This is a genomic window from Paenibacillus sp. Soil750 (assembly GCF_001428045.1).
Lineage (GTDB): Bacteria > Bacillota > Bacilli > Paenibacillales > NBRC-103111 > Paenibacillus_E > Paenibacillus_E allorhizoplanae.
Genome location: NZ_LMSD01000023.1, coordinates 533,982 through 555,585, shown reverse-complemented (window position 1 = coordinate 555,585; position 21,604 = coordinate 533,982). Strand labels below are relative to the sequence as shown.

At 43.4% G+C, this 21,604-nt stretch carries 20 protein-coding genes; 4 read left to right on the top strand and 16 right to left on the bottom strand.

The window, feature by feature from the left end; genetic code table 11:
- Positions 1 to 322: 322 nt before the first annotated feature.
- A complete protein-coding gene (locus ASL11_RS22310; protein WP_056619884.1) occupies positions 323 to 1,672 on the top strand; it encodes an MATE family efflux transporter in 1,350 nt (449 codons plus the stop codon).
- A 94-nt stretch (positions 1,673 to 1,766) separates the two neighbouring features.
- Here ASL11_RS22310 and ASL11_RS22305 read toward each other — a convergent pair whose 3' ends face one another.
- Positions 1,767 to 2,069, bottom strand: a complete 303-nt coding sequence (locus ASL11_RS22305; protein ID WP_056619881.1) for a hypothetical protein — start codon at positions 2,067 to 2,069, stop codon at positions 1,767 to 1,769.
- 448 nt (positions 2,070 to 2,517) lie between these two features.
- Entirely contained in the window at positions 2,518 to 3,486 is a 969-nt protein-coding gene (locus tag ASL11_RS22300) for a helix-turn-helix transcriptional regulator (RefSeq protein ID WP_063795655.1), read from the bottom strand.
- 146 nt (positions 3,487 to 3,632) lie between these two features.
- Here ASL11_RS22300 and ASL11_RS22295 point away from each other — a divergent pair, with 146 nt between their 5' ends.
- Positions 3,633 to 4,115, top strand: a complete 483-nt coding sequence (locus ASL11_RS22295; RefSeq protein WP_056619877.1) for a hypothetical protein — start codon at positions 3,633 to 3,635, stop codon at positions 4,113 to 4,115.
- Positions 4,116 to 4,162: 47 nt separating this feature from the next.
- On the top strand, positions 4,163 to 4,639 hold the full coding sequence (locus ASL11_RS22290; protein ID WP_056619875.1) for a GyrI-like domain-containing protein: 477 nt from the start codon (positions 4,163 to 4,165) through the stop codon (positions 4,637 to 4,639).
- 326 nt (positions 4,640 to 4,965) lie between these two features.
- Here the strand turns inward: ASL11_RS22290 and ASL11_RS22285 are convergent, their stop codons facing one another.
- Positions 4,966 to 5,421, bottom strand: a complete 456-nt coding sequence (locus tag ASL11_RS22285) for a VOC family protein (RefSeq protein ID WP_056619872.1) — start codon at positions 5,419 to 5,421, stop codon at positions 4,966 to 4,968.
- Positions 5,422 to 5,649: 228 nt separating this feature from the next.
- On the opposite strand from ASL11_RS22285, the gene ASL11_RS22280 reads away from it, so the two are divergent.
- Complete coding sequence (locus tag ASL11_RS22280) at positions 5,650 to 6,045, top strand: VOC family protein (protein WP_056619868.1); 396 nt, start codon at positions 5,650 to 5,652, stop codon at positions 6,043 to 6,045.
- A gap of 101 nt (positions 6,046 to 6,146) precedes the next feature.
- Here the strand turns inward: ASL11_RS22280 and ASL11_RS22275 are convergent, their stop codons facing one another.
- The 13 genes from ASL11_RS22275 to ASL11_RS22215 all read right to left on the bottom strand — a co-directional run bounded on the left by ASL11_RS22275 (position 6,147) and on the right by ASL11_RS22215 (position 21,598).
- On the bottom strand, positions 6,147 to 8,081 hold the full coding sequence (locus ASL11_RS22275) for a PAS domain S-box protein (protein ID WP_056619865.1): 1,935 nt from the start codon (positions 8,079 to 8,081) through the stop codon (positions 6,147 to 6,149).
- A 118-nt stretch (positions 8,082 to 8,199) separates the two neighbouring features.
- Positions 8,200 to 9,651: a glycoside hydrolase family 88 protein gene (locus tag ASL11_RS22270; RefSeq protein ID WP_056619862.1), complete on the bottom strand. Its 1,452-nt coding sequence runs from the start codon at positions 9,649 to 9,651 to the stop codon at positions 8,200 to 8,202.
- Positions 9,652 to 9,666: 15 nt separating this feature from the next.
- Entirely contained in the window at positions 9,667 to 11,976 is a 2,310-nt protein-coding gene (locus tag ASL11_RS22265) for a helix-turn-helix domain-containing protein (RefSeq protein ID WP_162261665.1), read from the bottom strand.
- A gap of 97 nt (positions 11,977 to 12,073) precedes the next feature.
- A complete protein-coding gene (locus ASL11_RS22260; protein ID WP_056619856.1) occupies positions 12,074 to 13,573 on the bottom strand; it encodes an extracellular solute-binding protein in 1,500 nt (499 codons plus the stop codon).
- A gap of 74 nt (positions 13,574 to 13,647) precedes the next feature.
- The gene (locus ASL11_RS22255) at positions 13,648 to 14,043 is read right to left on the bottom strand and encodes a Rieske (2Fe-2S) protein (protein ID WP_063795654.1); all 396 of its coding nucleotides are present in this window, start codon (positions 14,041 to 14,043) and stop codon (positions 13,648 to 13,650) included.
- A gap of 22 nt (positions 14,044 to 14,065) precedes the next feature.
- Positions 14,066 to 14,941 (bottom strand): carbohydrate ABC transporter permease, encoded by an 876-nt coding sequence (locus ASL11_RS22250; protein WP_056619850.1) that lies wholly within the window; start codon positions 14,939 to 14,941, stop codon positions 14,066 to 14,068.
- Positions 14,942 to 15,865 (bottom strand): ABC transporter permease, encoded by a 924-nt coding sequence (locus ASL11_RS22245; RefSeq protein WP_056619848.1) that lies wholly within the window; start codon positions 15,863 to 15,865, stop codon positions 14,942 to 14,944.
- Between the two features lie 12 nt (positions 15,866 to 15,877).
- Positions 15,878 to 16,981: an amidohydrolase family protein gene (locus tag ASL11_RS22240; protein WP_056619843.1), complete on the bottom strand. Its 1,104-nt coding sequence runs from the start codon at positions 16,979 to 16,981 to the stop codon at positions 15,878 to 15,880.
- 336 nt (positions 16,982 to 17,317) lie between these two features.
- On the bottom strand, positions 17,318 to 18,064 hold the full coding sequence (locus ASL11_RS22235; RefSeq protein WP_056619840.1) for a hypothetical protein: 747 nt from the start codon (positions 18,062 to 18,064) through the stop codon (positions 17,318 to 17,320).
- A 52-nt stretch (positions 18,065 to 18,116) separates the two neighbouring features.
- Entirely contained in the window at positions 18,117 to 18,419 is a 303-nt protein-coding gene (locus tag ASL11_RS22230) for a hypothetical protein (protein WP_056619838.1), read from the bottom strand.
- 281 nt (positions 18,420 to 18,700) lie between these two features.
- Positions 18,701 to 19,612, bottom strand: coding sequence for an aminoglycoside phosphotransferase family protein (locus ASL11_RS22225; RefSeq protein WP_056619836.1), 912 nt, complete (start codon positions 19,610 to 19,612; stop codon positions 18,701 to 18,703).
- Between the two features lie 67 nt (positions 19,613 to 19,679).
- Complete coding sequence (locus ASL11_RS22220; RefSeq protein WP_056619833.1) at positions 19,680 to 20,780, bottom strand: FAD-dependent monooxygenase; 1,101 nt, start codon at positions 20,778 to 20,780, stop codon at positions 19,680 to 19,682.
- 203 nt (positions 20,781 to 20,983) lie between these two features.
- Positions 20,984 to 21,598, bottom strand: a complete 615-nt coding sequence (locus tag ASL11_RS22215) for a polysaccharide deacetylase family protein (protein ID WP_056619830.1) — start codon at positions 21,596 to 21,598, stop codon at positions 20,984 to 20,986.
- Positions 21,599 to 21,604: the final 6 nt, after the last annotated feature.

The following is a 21,604-nucleotide window of genomic DNA, read 5'->3' as shown; positions in this document are numbered from 1 at the left end:
TCCTTGATTGCACGTTTAATTAGAATGTCTCCCGTTACCTACACAACCTTAATTCGATTTAACCGAAGCCGCAATATACATTTTTTATGATGATTAACATGAATGTTTAACAATTATTTGTTTGATTAACATATCTCTATTTGCAACAAAATGTATCACCATCGCTTGCCTCACATTCTATGAACATAAAATCGGCATTTAATTACGAATTCCCATCAATTTAAGCATTCATTTGCACAAATTTCGCAATGAAAACGATTTCGTTATACCTCAAAATAAAGAAGAGATCCATATCGAGGACTATCGAAGGAGTACCATCCCCATGACGAATCCTAAAAAGTTAAATTTATTTGCTATTACATGGCCTTTATTTATTGAATCGTCACTTCTCGTGTTTATGCGAACCTCTGATACGTTCATCGTCAGTCATGTGTCGGATGAAGCCGTCGCCGCGGTAGGCGTCAGCAACCAGCTTATTATCTTTTTATTCTTGCTGCTCCAGGTGGTTTCAACCGGTTCAGCCATCGTCATTTCTCAATATTTGGGAGCAAATAAGCTTAGAGATGTCAAGAAGTTTGCCGCTGGGGCCATCTCGCTTAATTGTATATTCGGCTTCTTCATAAGTGTATGTATCGTTTGCTTCAGCAAACAGCTGCTGCAGCCCTTCGGCTTGCAACCAGCGACACTGGAGCAGGCGCGCATCTTCCTATCGATCGTTGGTTGTTCCTTATTTATTCAAGCCATCAATCTGACCATTTCGGCCATTACTCAGGTGCATGGTTATACGAGATACACAATGACGGTCAGCTTGGGAATCAATCTCGTCAATTTGACCGGCAGTATTTTATTTATTTTCGGTCCTCTCGGCTTTCCTAAGCTCGGCATACCAGGTGTCGCCATATCAGCCGTATTCAGCCAATTACTCGGACTAGTTATTTATAGCATCATTTTAACCAAAATCGTTCGATTGAACTTATCCTTCCGTGACTTTTACAAAGCGAGATTCGCAGAAATAAAAAAGATATTAACCATCGGTATTCCCACTGCCGGGAGCCAGCTCATTTACTCCATCAGTCAACTGATGACGACCTATTTTATCACTCAACTAGGCGCTGAGATGCTTTCCACTCGGATTTACACCCAAAATATCATGACGTTCATCATGGTACTGGCCATTTCCTTGGGACGCGGGACGCAAATCATCATTGGTCGATTGGTGGGTGCAGGAGAAAAGGAAGAGGCCTACAAGCAATTGTTTCGTAGTTTGATACTTAGTTTATTTCTATCACTTGCCGCGGTTACATTGACCGTTTTGTTCAGAAAACAATTGATCGGTATGTTTACGGATAACGTCGAAATTATCACATTAGGTGCGTTTTTATTGACCTACGGTTTCCTTCTAGAGCCTGTACGCTGTTTGAATATTGTCATTGGAGAAGCTCTTCGAGCTACTGGTGACGCGAGATTTCTTCTCTTTGTCGGCTCAAGTGTCATATTGGGACTGTGCGTCCCGCTAACTTATTGGATAGGTGTCCATCTGGGGTACGGGTTGGTAGGGATGTGGTGCGTGTTCATCATGGACGAAGGGGTGAGAGGATTTCTGTTATTATTACGCTGGAGAAGTAGAGCGTGGGAGAAGAAAGTCTTGGTGAGTAGAGAGGAAATGGCTTAGTTTGCAAAAAATCAACATTAGTCTGCTTGAGAAAAGGCAACCAATCCGTCTGGACTGGCTGCCTTTCATATTTTTATTGAAATCTCGTTTCTCGTTACCAAAGCTTGAATCTGAGCAAATGCTCGGTCAAATGTTCTTTCTTTAAGATTTCAATCTGCTTGTTCCCTATTAGATCGTAATGTGGATATTCTTCACGAAAATGTATGTAAGCTGGATTCAAACCATTCGCCAAGCACCATTCCTTCAATCGTTCTAGATCACAGCAGCCCACCTTCGTGATCGTCTTCACTCCTGGAAAACGAGGCTCGACCCAATAATGCGTCAAAAAGGCAATTTCCCCCTGTGAGCATTTGCTTTTCCATTCATTCAGTTCATGTCTGGATATTCCGAAAGCCATGTCATCTATCTCCTATTCGGTGCAGACGTCCGATTGCACTACTATTTATTTTAATTAATATAGCCTGCCTCCAACAGAGCCTGGACATAATAAAGAAATTCTTGATTTTCTAGATTACATTTATCTGAATCGATTCCTTTAAATATAACAAGCTCATTTAATAATTTATTACTTCTTCCTTGAAGTGTAAAACCGCTTATATAAAGGAATACAAATTTGCCTCCATTAAAAATTCTCCTTTTTCACTTAAATTATTCCTATTTGCCATATAGCCCATTGAGAAGTTTATACAATCAATAAAAAAAGCCGCGTATTAAGCGACTTTCGTTTTAACGGTGTTCTTGTCACTCGACAGCATCTTACTTCCATTTGTGGTAAATATCTCTACTTTGCTAATTCGTTAAATTCTCTACTGGTTTATCGCAAAAAGAAAAATCTCAGATACGACTCAAGAGAATCTTAAAGTGGCTAAACGCTCTTCCAAAATTACGCGCAGTTCATCAGGAATCCGCTCGAACTCGACCCCTTGCCCCAAAAATAATAGCCAATCCGCATAATACGCCAGCGCCTCAACATCGTTCACATCCAACTGAACATTGAAAATCCCGCTCGACTGAAACATCCCAGTTAAAGACAAAATTATCCCAGGCGGGTGCATACGCTTAAAGCGCTGAATCCCAATCGTATCAAGTTTCACAACAAGATTGGATTCACGTGCACGAAGCAGTTTCTTATTTAAAATCTCTTGTTCAGTCCACTTCATCTCCTGCTTAGAAATTGCTGAATCCCGCAGCATCTCAACAGGTAGATAAGTAAACTCATCCGTATCAAAATTATAAACCTCGACCAGCCACTGAGCGTTCGAGTTAAATATATGAAGCAAATAAACGTCCAGTAACTGTGGCCAGCCAAGACTCACCTCATAAGTCACACGTAAATGTTTATCCCGCACAGCAAGTGAAATCAGCTGGTTTAGCTCTGCAGGCGCCGCGTCATCGAGCTCCAAAAGATGCGGATTGGCGGGATTCGTATTTTCGAAAAGCAAGATATTATTCAACTCAATCAGCTCGTCTTGCTGGGTTTGCGATGCGATGCCGATAAGTTTCTCAGTGATTGAGCGGCGATTTTGCAGATAAGGCAGCTGTGAATTCTTCGAAGCGATAAAGCTGATAAAAATCGCCTTCAGCTCATCTGGCGTGAAGCGGGCGGCTGGCAAATATTGATTTTGCATGACAAAGTATCCACCACCGCGCCCAAGCTCGGACGTCAGCGGAAAACCCATCGCCTGAATCTCGTTTATGTCGCGGATCGCCGTCGCGCGGGAAATCTTGAACTCTTGTTGAATCTCGGCAATCGTAAAATGTGCGCGGTTATTAATGTAACGCATAATCAGGTTCACTCGTTCTGTTTTCTTCATGATTTTATTATATCAAAAATGTAGCATAAAATGTCAGCACTGACGGATTTACATTTTTGCTTTCCGATAATAAGTATCAATTTTTGATACATTTGAAGAATAGAATCAGTCTTGTAAAGATTAAATCCCACAAAGGAGAGAACAATATGTCTAACTACTCAATCAACACAATCTCAGAAAACTACAAAATGACTGCTTTCGGTGTTTCATTTGACGACTACAACGACTGGGCAGGTAATGCAGCAAAAACAGCAGCGAAAAAAGCTGAAATCACTGAAAATGGCAAGCTTGCTGAACTTCTCGCACTCGCTGACGGGCAAGAATATCAAATCAACTACAACCTCGACCGCAAGCCTTGGCGCGGCTTCGGCGTAATGGGTGAGTTCAACGTGGAAGGCGCGGTTGTCCTCGATTTCCTCGCTGGCGATTACCTCGTCGTGCCTGGTACAGGCGCTGACAAAGACCGCCTTGCTGACGAAATCACAGGCAAAGTTTTCGGTGGCCTGATCCAAGAAATCACAGAATACAAATACGTTGGACCTGGTAACTCTACGTTCGTTAAAGCAAATGAAACAGGTGAATTCTACGGCGAAATGTGGCTTCGTGTAAATAAAGTCGAAAAAAACTAATCCTTGTCAAATCCACCAGAAGTTATACCGATTAAAGGAGCATGCACATGGCAGAATACACACTTGAACACAAAAAATCATTCACATTGACCGCTTATGGTTTTTCAATCCAGTCGAATTTTCAAGACATGCCAGCTTTGCAAAAAGAGAAAACCGAATTTTGGGACAGACTCAAGGCAGACGGTCGTTTTAATAAGCTCAAAGGCGCGGCAAAAGATGATCGCGAATGGTCAGTCAATGAGGTTTATCAAGGAAAACCGTGGAATTATTTCGCTGTAGAAGCTGGCAAATCAGTGGCTGACGCAACGCGCATCATCGAGTTTCCAGAGAGCGAGTACATCGTGGTCGCAGGGAATGGCGACAAGGAAACTTTGTTTGATAAGCTGACTTACCGTGCTTTCGGCGAAGTCCTGACCCAAATCACAGATTATGCTTACATTGGTGGTCCAAATGCGACTTATCGCAAAGATAACGGCGACGGCACTTTCTATGGCGAATTTTGGGTGCCTGTGGTTAAAAAATAAGGGGATTCGGAAGACAAGAAGCCCGATGAACGAATCATCTGCTGCCTCTCTTGTACGAAATTGCGGAATTTTCATCTCATGAAAAATACGACAAAACTATCTCCACAAATGGAAAAGAACCCTGTTAAATCAAGGTTCTTTTTGTGATCTTTATGTCGTTGTACTTTTTTTAAATGTAACCTATAAATGTACTTGTCATTGCAGACATGGTAAAAAACGGCTACTATTCCCCTGTTCGTTTTCATTCCGCTGAATATGAGGAGCAACGGGCTGGAGGTCTAAGTTTATACTTCTTGAATCCGGAACCAAGGGTCGCCCAGAGTCACTTATTTATTATTCAGTTGTTCCGCCAAACCGATTAGAATCCCTTCATTTCCACGAATGTAGCAGAGTCGATACGAGTCCTCGTACTGAACCACTTCGCCAACGAGCTGAGCACCATGCTTAGTGATGAGTCTGGATACCATTTCGTCAATGTCTTCAACAGCGAACATGACGCGAAGATAACCGAGGGCATTTACAGGAGCAGTTCGGTGATCTGATATAGTAGGTGGGGTGAGAAATCGCGAAAGTTCAATTCGGCTGTGGCCATCTGGGGTAACCATCATAGCGATTTCTACACACTGTGTACCCAGCCCGGTTACGCGACCAGCCCATTCACCTTCGACAGTAGCTCGCCCTTCGAGCTTCAAGCCAATCTCCTCGAAGAAAGAGATTGCGTCTTCAAGGGATTCTACAACGATGCCAACATTGTCCATTCTTAGTAATTTGTTTTTTGCCATAGTTTTATCTCCTTATGTGTACCAATTTATTACCTGATCAACTTCATATTTATTCTATCAAGAATTACCGATTCCTTCCAAACGATTAACATCTTGTCACAGTTCATGAGATAAGTCACAGTATAGTAAAATGTGAAATTTGGTTTTCGGATAAAAACTTATATTTCAACAAGGAATGGAAACCCTGACTAGGGAACAGATAATGAAGTCCAAATCTAGGAGGAAACCATGGGAAGAATTGTTCATTTCGAAATTCACGTTACTGATATGGAACGTGCCAAAACTTTTTACGGAGAGATCTTCGGTTGGGTATTTGAGGATTGGAGCCAGTATGCCGGCATGCCTTATTTTGGCGCCGTCACTGGCGATGCGGAGGAAATGGGCATCAATGGTGCGCTTATGCAGCGGCATGGCCCTGCTCCAGATCCCGGCCAGCCATTGAACGGTTTCGCATGCACCATCGGCGTCGGAGACTACGACGCTGCGGAAGTGGCAATTCTCCGTCTCGGCGGCACCATCGCTATACCGAAATACGCGCTTCCCGGCATGGCATGGCAGGGATATTATATCGATACGGAAGGAAACATTTTCGGTATTCATCAACCGGATAAGAATGCCGGATAAGAATGCAAAAAGGCTCCCCGCCTATTTTGCGGAGCAGCCTTTTTCTCTTCAATCGGGCAGCATTTATAGTTAATTAAACATAAGTTATTAAAATATGAATTTCATCTTTCATATCGATCAATGATTTCTGCTATCGCGTTAATGCTGATCGGCTTGCTGATGTATGCATCCATACCTTCAGATAGATATTTCTCACTGTCGCCTTTAATGGCGTGAGCTGTCACTGCCACAATGTACGGGCGTTTCTTACCGTTTAACATGTCATTGATTAATTTCGTAGCTTCTAATCCATCCATCCAGGGCATTTGAATATCCATAAAGATGATATCATAAGGAAAACGCTTAACAGCTTCTACGGCTTCTTTTCCATTATGTACTAAGGTCGTTTTGTGCCCAAGTTTCTCTAACATTTTCTTTATGACAACTTGATTCACTTCATTGTCTTCTGCAATTAAAATTTTCAAGGAGTGTTCCGTTGAATTTTCGACAATGTCATCTTGTTGGGGCCACATCTTATATTGCGATGAGTCTACATGATTCGATTGGACACGCAAGTTAGCCGTGAACAGGAATGTTGATCCTGGTTGATCTTTGGAAGCTTCATGCCAGATTTCACCGTCCATGAGCTCAACAAGCTTTTTACAGATAGCTAATCCTAATCCGGTCCCCTCTGTTCTCCGAGTCATAAAATGATCAACCTGATAAAAGGGTTCAAATAAACGACCTACCTGTTCCTTCGGTACACCGATACCTGTATCCTTGATTGCAAATTGAAGACGCACCGAATTCAGTTCTTGCGACACATTATCAACACTGATCGAAATCGCTCCGTTTGGCGTGAATTTGATGGCATTGCTGAGTAAGTTCATCAATACTTGTCTCAATTTCGTAATATCTCCGTAAACCAAGCTAGGAACCTTAGGACAGACCGATGTCGTGATCTCCAGATTTTTCTCAAGAGCTTTAGACATGACTAAATTAAGCGTTTCTGATAAAATATCTTTCACATTCAAAGGTTCTTCTATTAATTCGGTCTTACCGGATTCGATTTTGGAGAAGTCCAGAATATCGTTGATAATCATGAGCAACGTAGCGCCGCTCTTTTTAATAATTTGTACATATTCGATCTGCTCTTCATCCAATTCCGTCTCTAAAAGTACATCCGTCATACCGATAACCCCGTTCATAGGCGTACGGATTTCATGACTCATCATGGCTAAAAACTCGCTTTTAGCTTTATTCGTCTTTTCAGCGGCTTCTTTCTCAATGATCAACTTCTTCTGTTCCGTCATGTCTTTCGCTATGATGTAAAAGCCCATAGTCTGAGACTGGATGATAATTGGAGCTAGCGTCACCAACACTTCAACGGAATAACCATCCTTGTGTTGAATGAAAGTAATGTCTTTTTCAACTTTTTCAATTTCCAAATGATCGTTTAAAGCAAAAAGCAAATGCGTTGAACTTTTTTCGCCAATTAATTTAGACATTCCACTACCAATTAGCTCTTCAATGAGATATCCAGTCATCTGTTGCACCATATTATTGCCATTGATTATAATGCCGTCCAAACCAAAAGAAATTATAGCATCGTGGTTGTATTTCTTTAACGACGTATACCGTTCGATACTTTCTTGCAGCTTTAGTTCCGCTAGCTTGTTCTTGGTTATATCGATAAATTGGGTAATAAAATACAAAGGCTTCCCGTCGATCTCATCACGAACTAATGAAACATATACGGAGGTCCAAACAACCTTACCATTTTTATTAAAATACCGATTTTCTAATTGAAATGAAGGGATGGCGCCATCCAATAATTCGGTTAGTAACCCCTTAGACTTGTTACAATCCTCTGGATGTCGAATATCTTCAAGTGAAAATTTCATGAATTCTTCTTCTGTATAGCCGAAAATGCTGCAAACCGCCGGGTTAACATTCATCCATTTGCGATCCAAAGAGATTAAAGCGATCCCAATCGGAGCATTTTTATATAAGTGTCCAAATAAGGCTTCGGGGTCAAATAACTTTAGATCCTGCATTAATGCATTCCTCCTTTAGACTTAACGCAACAGCTCCCTCTTGTTTTTCCCTTGGCAGCTACTCCTATATTACCATAAAATGAGTACCTGTCCGTTAGCTTAATCTATGTAGGTCTATCTAGTACCTCAAATACGCATAAAGTTGTGCCCAATGGCCTAGCCCCATTTGTGAGAGTACCCGATATCCGCTCTGTTGCAGCTCCATTCCTCCTGCATTATGTTGGGCAACTCCTGTCAAAATACCATCGGGTGTCAAATAAGAAGATAGCTTCAGGAAATTATGCCGGGCAAGCGTCATGTACCCGTTCGGTAACAAGTGATGACTAGCCGCCAGTGCAAATGCGGCAGAAATCCCTGCCGATCCCGAGGTATCAATTCCTGTAGTGGCATCATCTAGGAAACAAGACCACAACCCGTCAGGCTGCCTCCACTCCACGGCCACCTGAGCAATGCGGATAATTTCCGCCTCTAACTCAGCCACTCCTGCCAGATTCGCGAATTGAGAATCTTTCAGCTCGATGCAAGTCTTGACCAAACCTAAGCAGTACCAAGCAAAGGCCCTCGCCCAGCTGCGAAATGTATGTTCTTGTGAATTCCGATGATAGCGCAGGAACACATGCTGCTCGCGTGCCAGGCAATCTCGACGTAGCTGGATCTGCGCGATGGCTTGATCTGCCATATCTTGACGGTTGAATTGCCTCGCCATAACGGCAAGCGGATACGCCACCGTATACGAGCCTTCTGCTGTGACCACGTCCTCATCAATGACAGCGCCACCGTTCCTGCGACCTGCAGCTTCAAAAAATTCAAGCGCTTTGAGAATCACAGGATGATCCATACGGTATTTCGCAATGACAGCCAGCGGCAGAGTTGCTTCAATCGTTGTAAACGTACCATCGGACTGTTGACCGTGTAAATCCTCATAGAGCAAATCTCCTTGAGCGTTAAAAAACTGGCTGAAATGCAAATCCAGGATGGGATTCACACGGTCTTCCCCCAGAATCGACTGTAAACTATGCACCCCATCCAACACGCATCCCTCCATCCAGCCAAAGGGTTGTAACGAGGATAGGGAAAGCATCGTATTCAAAGCTTCATCGATACGTGAATCTGGTTCTCCCATCAACAAGTGAGGAACGAATAGCACACGTTCCGCCATATCATCCTGAGTATCAAATACCCAAAGCGGCTCCTTACCACCTATGAGCTCCAATCGCACCCCCTCATTCAGCACGGCTGCAGTCTGTTCCGCCGTTAGCAGAAGTTCAAAGGGCTGAAATACATAAGCGTACCGAATATCTATGGCTCCGATTCTTTCATTGGATTGAAGCAAGATCACATCAACCTGCTGGGCATCCCGATAATCTAATGCGACGGTGATCCGCAAACGACTGCATTGTCCAGCTGATTGCTTTAACTGATCCCCTTGCAGCTGCCATGTCAAGGAAAGTTGCTCCTGACCTTCTCCCAGGTGTACCGCACGCCACCCTCTAGCAATATGTTTACCCTCAGGTAATAGAGTCCTCGACTCGCTGATAACGAGGGCCGGAAAATAATGAACTTGTCTCATCTGCGATCCCTCTCCCTATTTGAATTGTTCACGATATTGGCTCGGTGTTACTTGTACAACCTTTTTAAAATTTCGATTGAAGTTTGAAGGAGTGCTGTATTGCAGCCTTTCTGCAATATCCGCAATCTTCATATCTGTCTCTTGCAACCAGCGTTTAGCAACTTCTATGCGGTGGTTCGACACATACTCAGAGAAATTAACACCTGTATCCTTTTTAAACACACGGCTAATATAACTAGGATGGTAATGAAACCGCGCGGCAAACATCTCAACACTTAAATCCTGATCAAAATGTTGCTCAATCTCTGAAATAATCAGATTAGAAATGTTCACATCCTGCTTACGCTGACGCTCCTCAGTCCATGCAAGAAGCGGTTGAATAATCTGTTTCCAGAACCACTCCTCAATCTGCTTAGCCGAATGCATGCGAATTAATATTTCCGAGGTAAAAATCTCCTTTTGGAAAACTTCTTGTACCGATTCACCTGCATCCTGAACAAGCCCAGTTAAATTGTTAAATAAACGTCCGATAAAATGCTGATAATCGTAGTGATTCATCTGGTTTTTCAGAAAATCAGCAATAATAGCCTGTAATCTTTCCTGCGCCTGCTCTTCATTCGACTGCTTGATAGCCTCCATAATCTGAAATTCAAGCTCTTTCGGATAACGGAACATCTGTGCTTTATTAGGCTCCACCTCGTCAATGAACAGAATGGACTCAGACCCCAGTCTAACGCGATACGCCAATGCATCCAGACTTTCTTGATGAGCGAGCGGCGCATACATAAAATTCGAGTACCTCCTGCTAATCCCTATGCTTATTTTCAAATTCAAATATTGCTTAATGCTATTGCGTATTTCTTCCGATTTATTAAAAACCTGCACTTTGAGTGGCGTATCATCTTCTAGACCGCCACCTAAGAACAGAACGACTCCTTGGTTCTGAACAATCGAGCTGAACCGCATGGACTGAGGGACAATCTCTTCGATCATATTATGAATGGCGTAAAGCATGAGATCCATATCCTTTTCGGAATAGCGCGTCCCTTCCAACGTATCAATTTGTAGGGCCAACACACACCAACGATCCCAATGTATTGGAAAATCATGGCGTTCTAATTGATCTTCCATCGACTCCAGCCGAATATCGCCAGATAGCAGCTTAAATACAAAAAATTCACGCGTCTGACTATGCAGAAATACCATTTCCTCTTTTAGCTTCGTACTTGATTTCGTCAAATGATTCAAATGCTCACTGATATAAGTCAACTCATTGTTCTGCCTCTGTTTGTGATCCGGCTGAATAGAGCGATAAATCCGATGAATCGGTGAATACAACTTATGCGAAAAAAAGAACGATGTGGTGATTACAAGCGTGACCAAAATGGCTACAAAAATAATCGTATATAGCTTGATGCCATTCGATTTGCTCATCACATACTCCAAAGGGGTGATCGATGCATAAATCCAATTGTTATATAGCGCATGATTATAATGAATGACAAAATCCTGGCCATCCTGTTTATAGAAGAAAAAACCTTCCTGCTCACCGTTTGTGAGAATTTGCTGATAATAGCTCTCGGCCTTCACATTCGTTCCGATGTCATGTTTGTTCAAACTGGCTACGACAGACCCTAGCTCATCAATAATCAAGGTACGTCCTTTACTGACATCACCAGCGAGACGCTTACTGAGCTCTTGCAAGGGAACATTGATCGAGATAATGCCATCTGGGTTAATCGCATTCAGCGGAATATGCTTAATAAGCTTAAACACATAACCGGATTTCTCATCCTCTGTCATCTTCCAATAAGAACGACGAGAATCATCACGATAGGAGATCAGTAATTTTTGCAAATCATATAAACGTTTATCATGCGTCTCGATCAAGGGACGATCTTTCATCGGATAAACAGCACCACCCTCAACAATCCAATCCTGACGGTAGCTCATCAAATTGACATCTTGAATACCCAATTCAAACACTTGAATATGGACAAGCTCATAGAGCAGTTTCTCGAAGAGATCATGGTATTCGTAGTCAAAAGGCACATCTAATACCGTCTGCATGGAAATCGCATTCGTCATGACAGTTCCGCTAATCGTTTGCGTCGCTAAGGTATCAATGGTTTTAAGTAAATATTCGACTTTCTCCTTGTTCTGCTTCAGGATGAGTCGATTGCTGGCGATGATCTCTTCCTCCAGAATGGCTGAGGATTTATTAAAGGAGAGATAGCCAAGAAGCACAACAGGCAGTATCCCGATAATGCAGCTAAGCAATACCAAGTTTTTGAAAAATCTGGATGTCTGGAATCTACTCATCATAAGCCCCTCGCTCTTCCCCATATTCCTTACACCATTCATCATATCATGGAAGGGAGTAAAGGGGCTGCATCCTTAGATACGCCCCTCTATGCCTTGCTTACTTTTTCTTATAAAGCTCGGAAAGTTCTTTGGCTACTTGATCGCCGCCAACTTTTTTCCATTGTTGGACAGCCGCATCGAAGCCGGCATCATCGATTTTGCCCATAATATACTGTGCCCGCGCATCAATGAGGAGGGTTTTCAACTGCGCATCCTTCTCTGTTTGGGTTGGCGAAATCAGACCCATGGATGGATCCTGAACGCTTGCGGCAGCAAGCTCTGTCATCCGTTTTTTTAATAATACATCGGTATCTGTCGTACCTGTTGGGTACACAATCGCATCCGTTGTAATCAAGTTTTTGAGGTCGTCTACATTAAATTGCTCTGCCGCTGGCTTTTTGTCATTCTCTTGGGAAATACGTACAAATTCTGCTTTTGCTTCATCACTATTCTCTGTATTGAAATAGCGAAGAACTTCACGAAGTTCTTTTTCTGTCTTCACACTCGTTTTCGGAATCAAAGCACCGCCGAAATGGCCAGCAGCCGCATACGATTTACCGTTGATAGGCGGACTTACCGTCATTGGATACTTATTTTTCGTATCTGCCATTTGGAGATAGTAGAACGGCACAACAGCATCAATGGATTCGATACTGAGACCCACTTTATTGTTGTATAAATCTTTTCTAGCTTCATTCCGCACGACGATCGCAAAGTTTTTATTAATTAAATTCTCATTATACAATTTGCGAAGGAAGGTCAAACCTTCACGATACTCTTTGGTTTCTACATCTTTGACGAAATTCCCACTTTTATCTACCATCCAGTTATTCGGTGCACCAAACCATGCGAATATATCTGCTGGGATACTATTTTCATAGAGCATGAGGCCATACGTATCATTAACACCATTTTTATCCGGATCCTTCTCTTTAAATGCTTTCAGCACGTTGTAAAATTCATCGATCGTCTTCGGTTCCGTAAGACCCACATTATCCAGCCAATCCTTGCGGATAATCGTACCTATCCGTACAAGGGGACGTGGACGCGGAATCACATAGTATTTCCCATCAATAGCGAGATTGTTTAAGATGTTCTGATCGTATTTTTTCAAATTTGGAAACTCATTCAAGTATGGTGTTAAATCCCAGAACATGCCGGACCGTACTCCGTTAAGAACCGAGGTAATGAATGGGTTTTCTACCATAATCGTTTGAGGCATCTCACCGGAAGTCATCGTAACATTTAATTTCTCGCTGTATACATTGAACGGTACATACGTAATATCCAGCTTCGCATTCGCGATGCGCTCTGTCTCTTTGACAACAGGCCCATCTGCTTTCGGAGCCGTGTTGGATAAATACACATTCAACATCGACACTTTAGCAGGTCCTGTCGGCGTAGCCGGGCTCGCTGCAGGTCCGGAACTCCCACCTGGACTTGGACTTGATGTCCCCGACGTGTCTGTTGATGTTGTACAGCCCGATAGTATAGCCGAAACAGCTAGAACCATCGTGAGTGAGAGCCCCCATGACTTAACCACTTTTTTGCTTTTCACATTAACTCCTCCTTAGTTGTTGAACATGTCTATTTAAGGCGGCTGTATGTCTAAGTATAGCCGCTTTGACACCCTTATACCCACATATAAATGCCATCTGTCTGTAAATCCAGCTCTGCCTTCTCCAAACTTTCCTGCCCCGCGCTTGTGAAGTCCAACTTTCCTTGACGAAGCTTGGTCTGAGGATCAACCAGGTGCTCGCCTGTCATCAGATCGAATTCCCAACCATGCCAAGGGCATCTGACAATCTCATTTTCACGCCCAAGCTTATACTCGTAGACAAGAGATGGTAGACGCGTCCCCGTTATGACTCCCTTACACACGGGAGCACCGAAGTGCGGGCACGCATTGCGCCATGCGTAATATTCGCCCTTCACCTTATAAATGCCGTATTCGGCATTTTTGACTTTAACCATTTTACAGGTACCTTCCAAGATCTCATCTTTTGCAGCTACCCAAACCTTTTCCATTAGATCGTGTTCCTCCTTTCGACTATCCCTTCACAGAGCCAACTAACGCACCCTTTGCAAAGTATTTTTGTAAAAATGGATAGACGACTAAGATCGGCAAAGTTGCCACCGTGATCACGGCCATTTTCACTGTTTCTGGGGGTATCGCAGATTCCCCGGCTATCGAGCCCTGCTCGACAAATCCTGCCTGAGAAACCATGACAATCTGTCTAAGCAGCACCTGGATGGGCCATTTCTCCGTATCGTTAATATACAGAATGGCATGCATGTAGGTGTTCCATTGAAGCACAGCGTAGAACAAAGTTAGTGTGGCAATCGCCGGTAAGGAAAGAGGAATAATAATTCGGAAAAGCATCCGTAAGTCCCCGCATCCGTCGATTTTGGCGGATTCCTCAAGCTCCTCGGGAATGTTCTTGAAGAAATTAATCATGATAATGAGATAGAAAGCAATAATCGCCCTTGGCAAAATCAGCGACCAATAGGAATTCAGCAGGCCAAGCTCTTTCACGACAAGATAATCCGGAATCATACCGCCTTGAAAAATCATCGTCACAACAATGAGAAACATGATACTACGTCGGAAGTGAAAGCGATTCCTCGATAAGGGATACGCAAACAACGTCGTTAACAATAAGCTTGTCAGTGTACCTGCAACGGTTATCCATACGGTAATCCCTAAACTTTTGGGAAGCGCATTGGTTGTAAAAATGTACGAATAGGCCTTCAGGGAGAACTCCGTTGGAAACAGCAGGAACGATCGTGAGTTATACTCGGCAACAGAGGCAAAGGAACTGGAAATCACATGGATAAATGGCACAACCGTAATTAATGCAAACAAGGTAAGCAGAATGATATTGACTCCATCAAACAAATAATTTCCCCAACGTTTATCCGTCATTTAGTAGAGACCCTCCTCGCCTGATTTCTTTACAAGCCAATTTGCTAACACGACAAGAATGAGGCCAACAACGCCCTTAAATAGGCCAACTGAAGTCGCATAGCTGAGCTGCCCGTTAACTAAGCCCACGCGATACACATAAGTATCGAATACCTCCCCGACATCACGCGTCAGCGAGTTGACAATATTGAAGACATGATCAAAACTTGTTTCCAAGATGTCACTTATTTTTAGCAAAAGCAGGATCACAATCGTACTGCGTATACCTGGCAATGTGATGTGCCAAATTTGACGGAAGCGTCCAGCGCCATCCATTTTGGCTGCCTCATATAACTCTGGACTTATTGCCGCCAGCGCAGCTAGATAAATAACGGTTCCCCATCCGCTATCTCGCCAGATGACTTGCAGAATGTACATGGGACGGAAAAATTCGGGATCCATCATGATCGAGAACTTTTGGAAACCTAGCGATGCAAGCAAGGATTGGAATAAGCTTTGTTCGGATTCAAAGATAACGAAAAACATCGCGACAACAACGACCCAAGACATAAAATGCGGAATATAGACGAGTGTTTGAATCCAGCGTTTGAACCACTCGCGACGCAATTCATTCAGCATTAAGGACAGTATAATTGGCGCCGGGAAGGCAAAGACCAATTGATAGAACGAAAGCATTAACGTATTGCGCAACAGCATAAAGAAATCAGGATCTGAGAATAAGCGATGAAAATGCTTCACTCCTACCCACTCGCTTCCGAAGAAACCAGTGAATGGTTGGAAGTTCTGAAAGGCAATAATGATGCCGCCCATTGGCCAATATTTAAACAAGATAAAATAGAGAATACCTGGCAAGGCCATGATATACAGCCAGTGATCACGTCGTATATCTTTGAGCAATGTTAATCTGATTCTGGATGCCTTCACCGATAATCCCCCTCACTTCAAATTCTCCTTCTTATGCAAACCGTATAAGGCTGCCGCATTTCCGCCTTGAACTTTCTTTCGAAGCTCCTTTGGAAAGGCAGAAAGCACCATCTTGGGATGATCGAAATCCCAATGCGGATAATCACTCGAGTAGAGGATCCGATCCTCCATTTTACACATCTGAATAATTTGCACGAGATGCTCCGGGGCGTCCGGTTCCTCAATCGGCTGCGTCGTTACATAGACATGTTCCCGAATGTACTCCGAGGGCAGCTTTGTCAGCCATGGCGTCGTATCCCGCAGCGCTTTGTAGTTCTTATCCATTCGCCACATCAGATGTGGCAGCCAAGCGATACCGCCTTCGATCGCGACCACTTTTATGCCTGGAAATTTCTCAAAAACCCCTTCGCACACCAAGCTATTCACATGTGCCATATAATTGGTAGGTAAAATATTATGCCATTCCATGTAACGCGATGGATAACCCGAAGGTGTCGGCGCTCCTGTCATACCGCGTCCTTCCGTCCCCGGATGGATGGCGATCGGCAAACCCATCTTCTCTGCTGCTTCATAAATAGGATGAAAGAATCGATTCCCATATAAACGCGTACTGCCGCTGCACATGATGACTTGAATAATATCTGGATGTCCCCCGATTCGCATAATTTCCTTTGCAGCGTACAAGGGATCCGAATGGTTAATCACCATAGCGCCTTTATAGCGATCATCTTTAGATAACCAACGATCAATTAAATAGTCGTTATAGGCGGATATTACCGCATTCCCATAATCGCTATCTGGATTGAGCGACATTTCCAGCACATTTTGCCCCGTTAAAATAACATAATCAAAGCCATAACGTTCAATGTGATCCTTCACCATAAAAACCGGATCACTGCCAGAGCTGCCGCCGTCATCGGGAATTGCATCTCTTCTTAACACACCTACTGGTGAGTAATACGGTTGTCCTACACCAGTCCCAACGCCGATCCACTGCTTATGCCACGGCTTATCCATATAAGGAAGCAAATCGTGAGGGTCTTTAATCCCGTTGTGCACATCGGTATCAATGAGCATCGACTGTGTATGTCCGTGTTGGATATCTTTGTGATCCATCTGTTTTCACCTTTCTTCGTCATTGTTGTGTCCTGCTTGCTATTTATCTTAGCCCGTCGTTTACTTACCGCCTATAATCAATACCTGACAGTCCAGAAACGTAAGCGGCATAAGGTTTTGTAGATGTAAATAATCCCTACCTTCACACAGATAATCATTACGTGACTACATGACATCTAAGGAAATTTATTTTGGACATAACAAAAAGGGCAGCTATAGTCATCTGCCCTTCCGGTTACTTACATAATGAGAGTATGTTATTGAATCACATCCGCCGTCGGCAAGGGAATATAGACAGCAGACCTGGCTAATGGAACTCGCTGCCAGGTCTTTTTCTTATATATCGATAGGCTTTACTTGATTTGTACTTTTTAGAATCATAGACTTTTTATTTGTATCATATCTAAAATGATAGACGTTAATGAAATCCTGTCCCGCACCATATCCGCCAGTTACAATAAATTCGCCATTGGCAACTTTGAATGGATGGTGTGGCAATTGGCTTATAGAAGCCCAATTCACTCCAGGTTCTATCTCAAACGTAATCGGAAAAGCCGTCCTATTACTTACTCCGAAAAGGTAAGTTTCGAGACCATGACAATCGGTGTAACGAGGAACATAAGCGAATATATCCATATCTTCCAAGGTAAATGGCTGCATGATGAAGGGTGAGTCATTTTGCTGTACAATTTCGAAGTCTATTGGAAAAGTACTGATTGGGGTTGCAATTCCCTCAGATTTGGATTCCCATATCGCCTCATAGTCTCCTGTCCAATGGAGATCAGTCTCCATCCCATAACAGCTAGGTGCCCCCAAAGGAGCTACGCTCGCTTTGTTCGCAGGTTTGACGAGTAGTCGTCCATCCAAATGCGTACCTATTGCTCTGATGGAGTCATCTTCTATCGCTGAGTTTGCCTCTGTAACTAGCGGAGACGATACTGGCGTTGAGCTGGGAGGAGACTCAGATGCTGCTGGCATTGGGGAAAGGGACGATACAGACGTATCTGCACCATTTCCCTTATCCCCACATCCAATGAGCATAAGGAGGAGCAATAATAACCCAAGTGGGATCATGTTTTTCATTCTAATAGCCTCCTCTAGCTGCTGGACGCATTCGACCCGAAATAACGCAATATTAATGGACGGTTCCTAAAAACGATACAAACAGTTCTTTCTTCTTGTGGTATTCAGGGGAATCAGAGGGTAATAATCCACATGCATACTCTATAACTACTTTTCGACCCAACAGCGTTTTTTCTGATGTTTTAACACCACAATCTTTGCAGTTAAACCCACATCCGTCCTGTACGTTTTTCCACTGGTCATTATAAGCATTTATAGCCCTCTGTTTTGCAAAACCTTCAGTTACCCACGGTGAAAATAAAAGCCCTGAGACGATAAGAATAAGTCCCGCCACGATAAATATTATTTTTTTCACTGATTCCCCCCCTTACATTATCTGACGTACTCGCTATGTATTTGTTTCGTTAAAATTTAACATTCCTGCACGTTAGATTAAAAAAGCCACCGATCCACCGGCAGCCTTGTTTATGTCATCTCCTAGATACAACTCAAAGAATTTATTACAAATTAATTTGCCAATCCCTTTCTCCTATACTTCACAATCCATTCTCCGTATTCATTTCAAGTATTTCATTAAACTCAGATAATTCATGAAGAAACAAACCTCGTTTTTCATAACCGCCCATTACATAGACTTCAATCCAGAAATTTGGCAAAGCGTTCCGTAATTTGGATGCCTCTGTGCCAATCAGTTCCTCCATCTTCAATCGTCCAGCATGCCTCCAACACACCTCGTGCCACACCCCACATCGCGATCCGGCGAGGGTCAAGACCAAGGCGATCGGCCATTTTCTCTACTCGGTCCCGCAGCACTTGCTCACAGTCACCCCCCCGATCCTCGTAGTTAAGCAGATATTGGATCGTATCAAAATGGATGTCACCGATGATTCCTTTGGGATCAATGACGGCCCATTTATCTCCGTCTTGGCGAAGAATGTTATCATGATGCAGATCGCCATGTAGTAAGACATTCTCATTCGTGGTCGCGATGAGATATTCCAGACATTCTTCCGCATTCTCCACCCAGCTCGGAGGAAGTGGTCCTTCAACTTCCATGTCTTTGATTCGCTCTCGGTATCGCTCAATTGCCGAAAAATGCTGCTTCATTGACGGGTACAGACTCCCCGTTGGTGGCGAAAGGTGAAGGCGGTGAAATACTTCGCAAAAGATATCCGTCGCAAGTGCATCATTCTCAATTGACGACAATGGTATGCCAGGCACGGCACCCTCCAGTAGTGCAACTCCCCATTCCTCGTCTGCATCAAGCACATGAATCGCCCCTCGGCCCTCAAAAGCCCGAAGAACACTAACTTCTCTAGATAGCTCACCCTTCATGAAGGATAATTTAAGAACGACTCGTTTCCCGTCGCTGCGGGTTGCGCGGAGCACAAAGTTATAAGATAAATTAGAAAATGGAACTTCAGGGCTCAAGTCGAAGCGTCTTGCACAGTCGGCGACTAGCCTAGGCAGCGCCTCCAACCAGGCGACACCTTGCTCACCGTGGAGTTCATGCATTCTTTTAATAAATGTATCGGGTATCACAAACATGCCGGAATGGCTCCTTTCAGGTTAATGATGTGTACTAAGCTCGTTAATTATGTCCAATGTCGTACGGTTATTGCAAATTTCTTTCGCGAATGGCTTCTTCCGTGCGTGGTACAAGAAACTCTACGCCAAATTTTGCCGCGCTCGCTTGCACTTCCTCGATAAATGGACGGAAACTCTTATTATATTCTTGGAACGCAAGTTCGAAATCGCCATGGCATTTTTGGAAAGCATCAGCCAAAGCAGCCGCCCCATCTATTGCGAGTGATCCACCCATGCCAGCAGCCGGAGAGGCGCAGTATCCAGCATCACCGACTAGTGCTACCCTGCCTTTTGACCATGTCGCCATTTTCATTTGGCACAGCTTGTCAAAGTAAAAAGTTTTCGAGTTCTTGACTTCTTCCAGCAATTCCGGGGTTCGCCAGCCTAGCCCGGAAAACTGATTCACAATTATATTCCGCTGCTGTTCTTCATTTCGGTAGTCGTAGGGGATTTCCTTCTCTGAGAAAAAACAGAGGACGATATCCGTTTTATTGTTGTAGGCATTCAAGAAGACCGCCTTGCCCGGCTCATTATACATCTGTGTCGTATTCTCCCGGATCAACGACTTATTTACGATCGTGATAGAGAAATAAGTTTTAAGGAAATGCGAAAATTCCGCCTCCTCACCGAAGCAATATTTTCTGACGGCGGAATGAATACCATCGCAGCCAAATACCAGGTCAAACGAGCGCTTTTGCCCCCCTTTGAAAGCCACGTCGACGCCATTACTTTCTTCCTTTAACGATGCTATGCTATCGCCAAAAATAAACTCGACATCATCTTTGACAGCTTCGAGCATCATATTCAGCAATACATCTCTTTCGATTTCGTATTCAGCTTCACCTAGCTGCTCATTGTCATTTTGAATGATGTCCAACCGTTCAGTGACATCATCAGAATTTTTGATTTCCATCATTTCCATGGTTATTCTGTTCGACTGGATTTGGTCGAAGAGCCCCATACGTTTCACGATGTCGATGGTATTTCCACGGATATTTACAGGCGTCCCGCCTTTTTTAAGACCTTCGGCGATCTCAACAACGGTCACGTTGTAGCCCAACTTTTTCATCCAGTAGGCTGTTGAGAGGCCGGCGAAACTCGCTCCGCTTACTAGGATACTTTTATTCATATTCGTTCCTCCCGTGATGGTTATATTCGTGTTTATTAATGACTTTTTGTATAGAATAAAATAACTTTATAAACTGAATATATACACGCCCTTTTCCCCCAATTCATATAGAAAAGCTGCGTAGAATTAAATTCTACGCAGCTTCTCTCATCTGCCTCTCAATATTCATGTTGTATAAATGATGTACAGACTGCTGTTGCTTATTAGGACTCCGCCATTTGCAAGAGCTCACTAACCGTTACAAGTTGATAACCTTGTGCTGTTAATTCCTTTACCAAAATTTGAACAGCCTCTATCGTTTGAGAACGATCTCCAAAGCCATCATGAAAGAGTAAGATGCTCCCGCATCCGACTTGTTCTCGGGTTACCTCAAGAATGTGGTCTACGCCCGGCATCTCCCAATCCCTTGTGCCTCCGTTATTGGATCCAATGACAGGATAGCCCATTTTGTCAGTAATCGCCTGAATCTCCTCATTGAAATCCAAGTAAGGTGGACGCATGACAACTGGCTTAGTTCCTGTTACCTGTGTAATTAATTCGTCCGTAACAAGAAGTTCTCGCTCACATTCCTCTAAGCTAATTTGGGTCATAAAAGGATGAGAGTACGTATGATTCCCAATTTCATGTTGCCTGATGTGCACATCGAGCGCAGTCTCGGGATAAAGTTCGATTTGTTTTCCCATCATAAAAAAAGTAGCACGACCGGAAACCTCATCGAAAATATCTAGCAATTGAGGCGTATACTCAGGGTTAGGGCCATCATCAAATGTAAAAGCAACAGCTTTCTGTGTTGTTGAAACTTGTTGAATGATATTCATGCGTTT

Bases quoted from the DNA above. Each gene is read 5' to 3' on its own strand.
- ASL11_RS22310 (WP_056619884.1), top strand. From the start codon at position 323: ATGACGAATCCTAAAAAGTTAAATTTATTTGCTATTACATGGCCTTTA.
- ASL11_RS22305 (WP_056619881.1), bottom strand. From the start codon at position 2,069: ATGGCTTTCGGAATATCCAGACATGAACTGAATGAATGGAAAAGCAAA.
- ASL11_RS22300 (WP_063795655.1), bottom strand. From the start codon at position 3,486: ATGAAGAAAACAGAACGAGTGAACCTGATTATGCGTTACATTAATAAC.
- ASL11_RS22295 (WP_056619877.1), top strand. From the start codon at position 3,633: ATGTCTAACTACTCAATCAACACAATCTCAGAAAACTACAAAATGACT.
- ASL11_RS22290 (WP_056619875.1), top strand. From the start codon at position 4,163: ATGGCAGAATACACACTTGAACACAAAAAATCATTCACATTGACCGCT.
- ASL11_RS22285 (WP_056619872.1), bottom strand. From the start codon at position 5,421: ATGGCAAAAAACAAATTACTAAGAATGGACAATGTTGGCATCGTTGTA.
- ASL11_RS22280 (WP_056619868.1), top strand. From the start codon at position 5,650: ATGGGAAGAATTGTTCATTTCGAAATTCACGTTACTGATATGGAACGT.
- ASL11_RS22275 (WP_056619865.1), bottom strand. From the start codon at position 8,081: ATGCAGGATCTAAAGTTATTTGACCCCGAAGCCTTATTTGGACACTTA.
- ASL11_RS22270 (WP_056619862.1), bottom strand. From the start codon at position 9,651: ATGAGACAAGTTCATTATTTTCCGGCCCTCGTTATCAGCGAGTCGAGG.
- ASL11_RS22265 (WP_162261665.1), bottom strand. From the start codon at position 11,976: ATGATGAGTAGATTCCAGACATCCAGATTTTTCAAAAACTTGGTATTG.
- ASL11_RS22255 (WP_063795654.1), bottom strand. From the start codon at position 14,043: ATGGAAAAGGTTTGGGTAGCTGCAAAAGATGAGATCTTGGAAGGTACC.
- ASL11_RS22250 (WP_056619850.1), bottom strand. From the start codon at position 14,941: ATGACGGATAAACGTTGGGGAAATTATTTGTTTGATGGAGTCAATATC.
- ASL11_RS22240 (WP_056619843.1), bottom strand. From the start codon at position 16,981: ATGGATCACAAAGATATCCAACACGGACATACACAGTCGATGCTCATT.
- ASL11_RS22235 (WP_056619840.1), bottom strand. From the start codon at position 18,064: ATGAAAAACATGATCCCACTTGGGTTATTATTGCTCCTCCTTATGCTC.
- ASL11_RS22225 (WP_056619836.1), bottom strand. From the start codon at position 19,612: ATGTTTGTGATACCCGATACATTTATTAAAAGAATGCATGAACTCCAC.
- ASL11_RS22220 (WP_056619833.1), bottom strand. From the start codon at position 20,780: ATGAATAAAAGTATCCTAGTAAGCGGAGCGAGTTTCGCCGGCCTCTCA.
- ASL11_RS22215 (WP_056619830.1), bottom strand. From the start codon at position 21,598: ATGAATATCATTCAACAAGTTTCAACAACACAGAAAGCTGTTGCTTTT.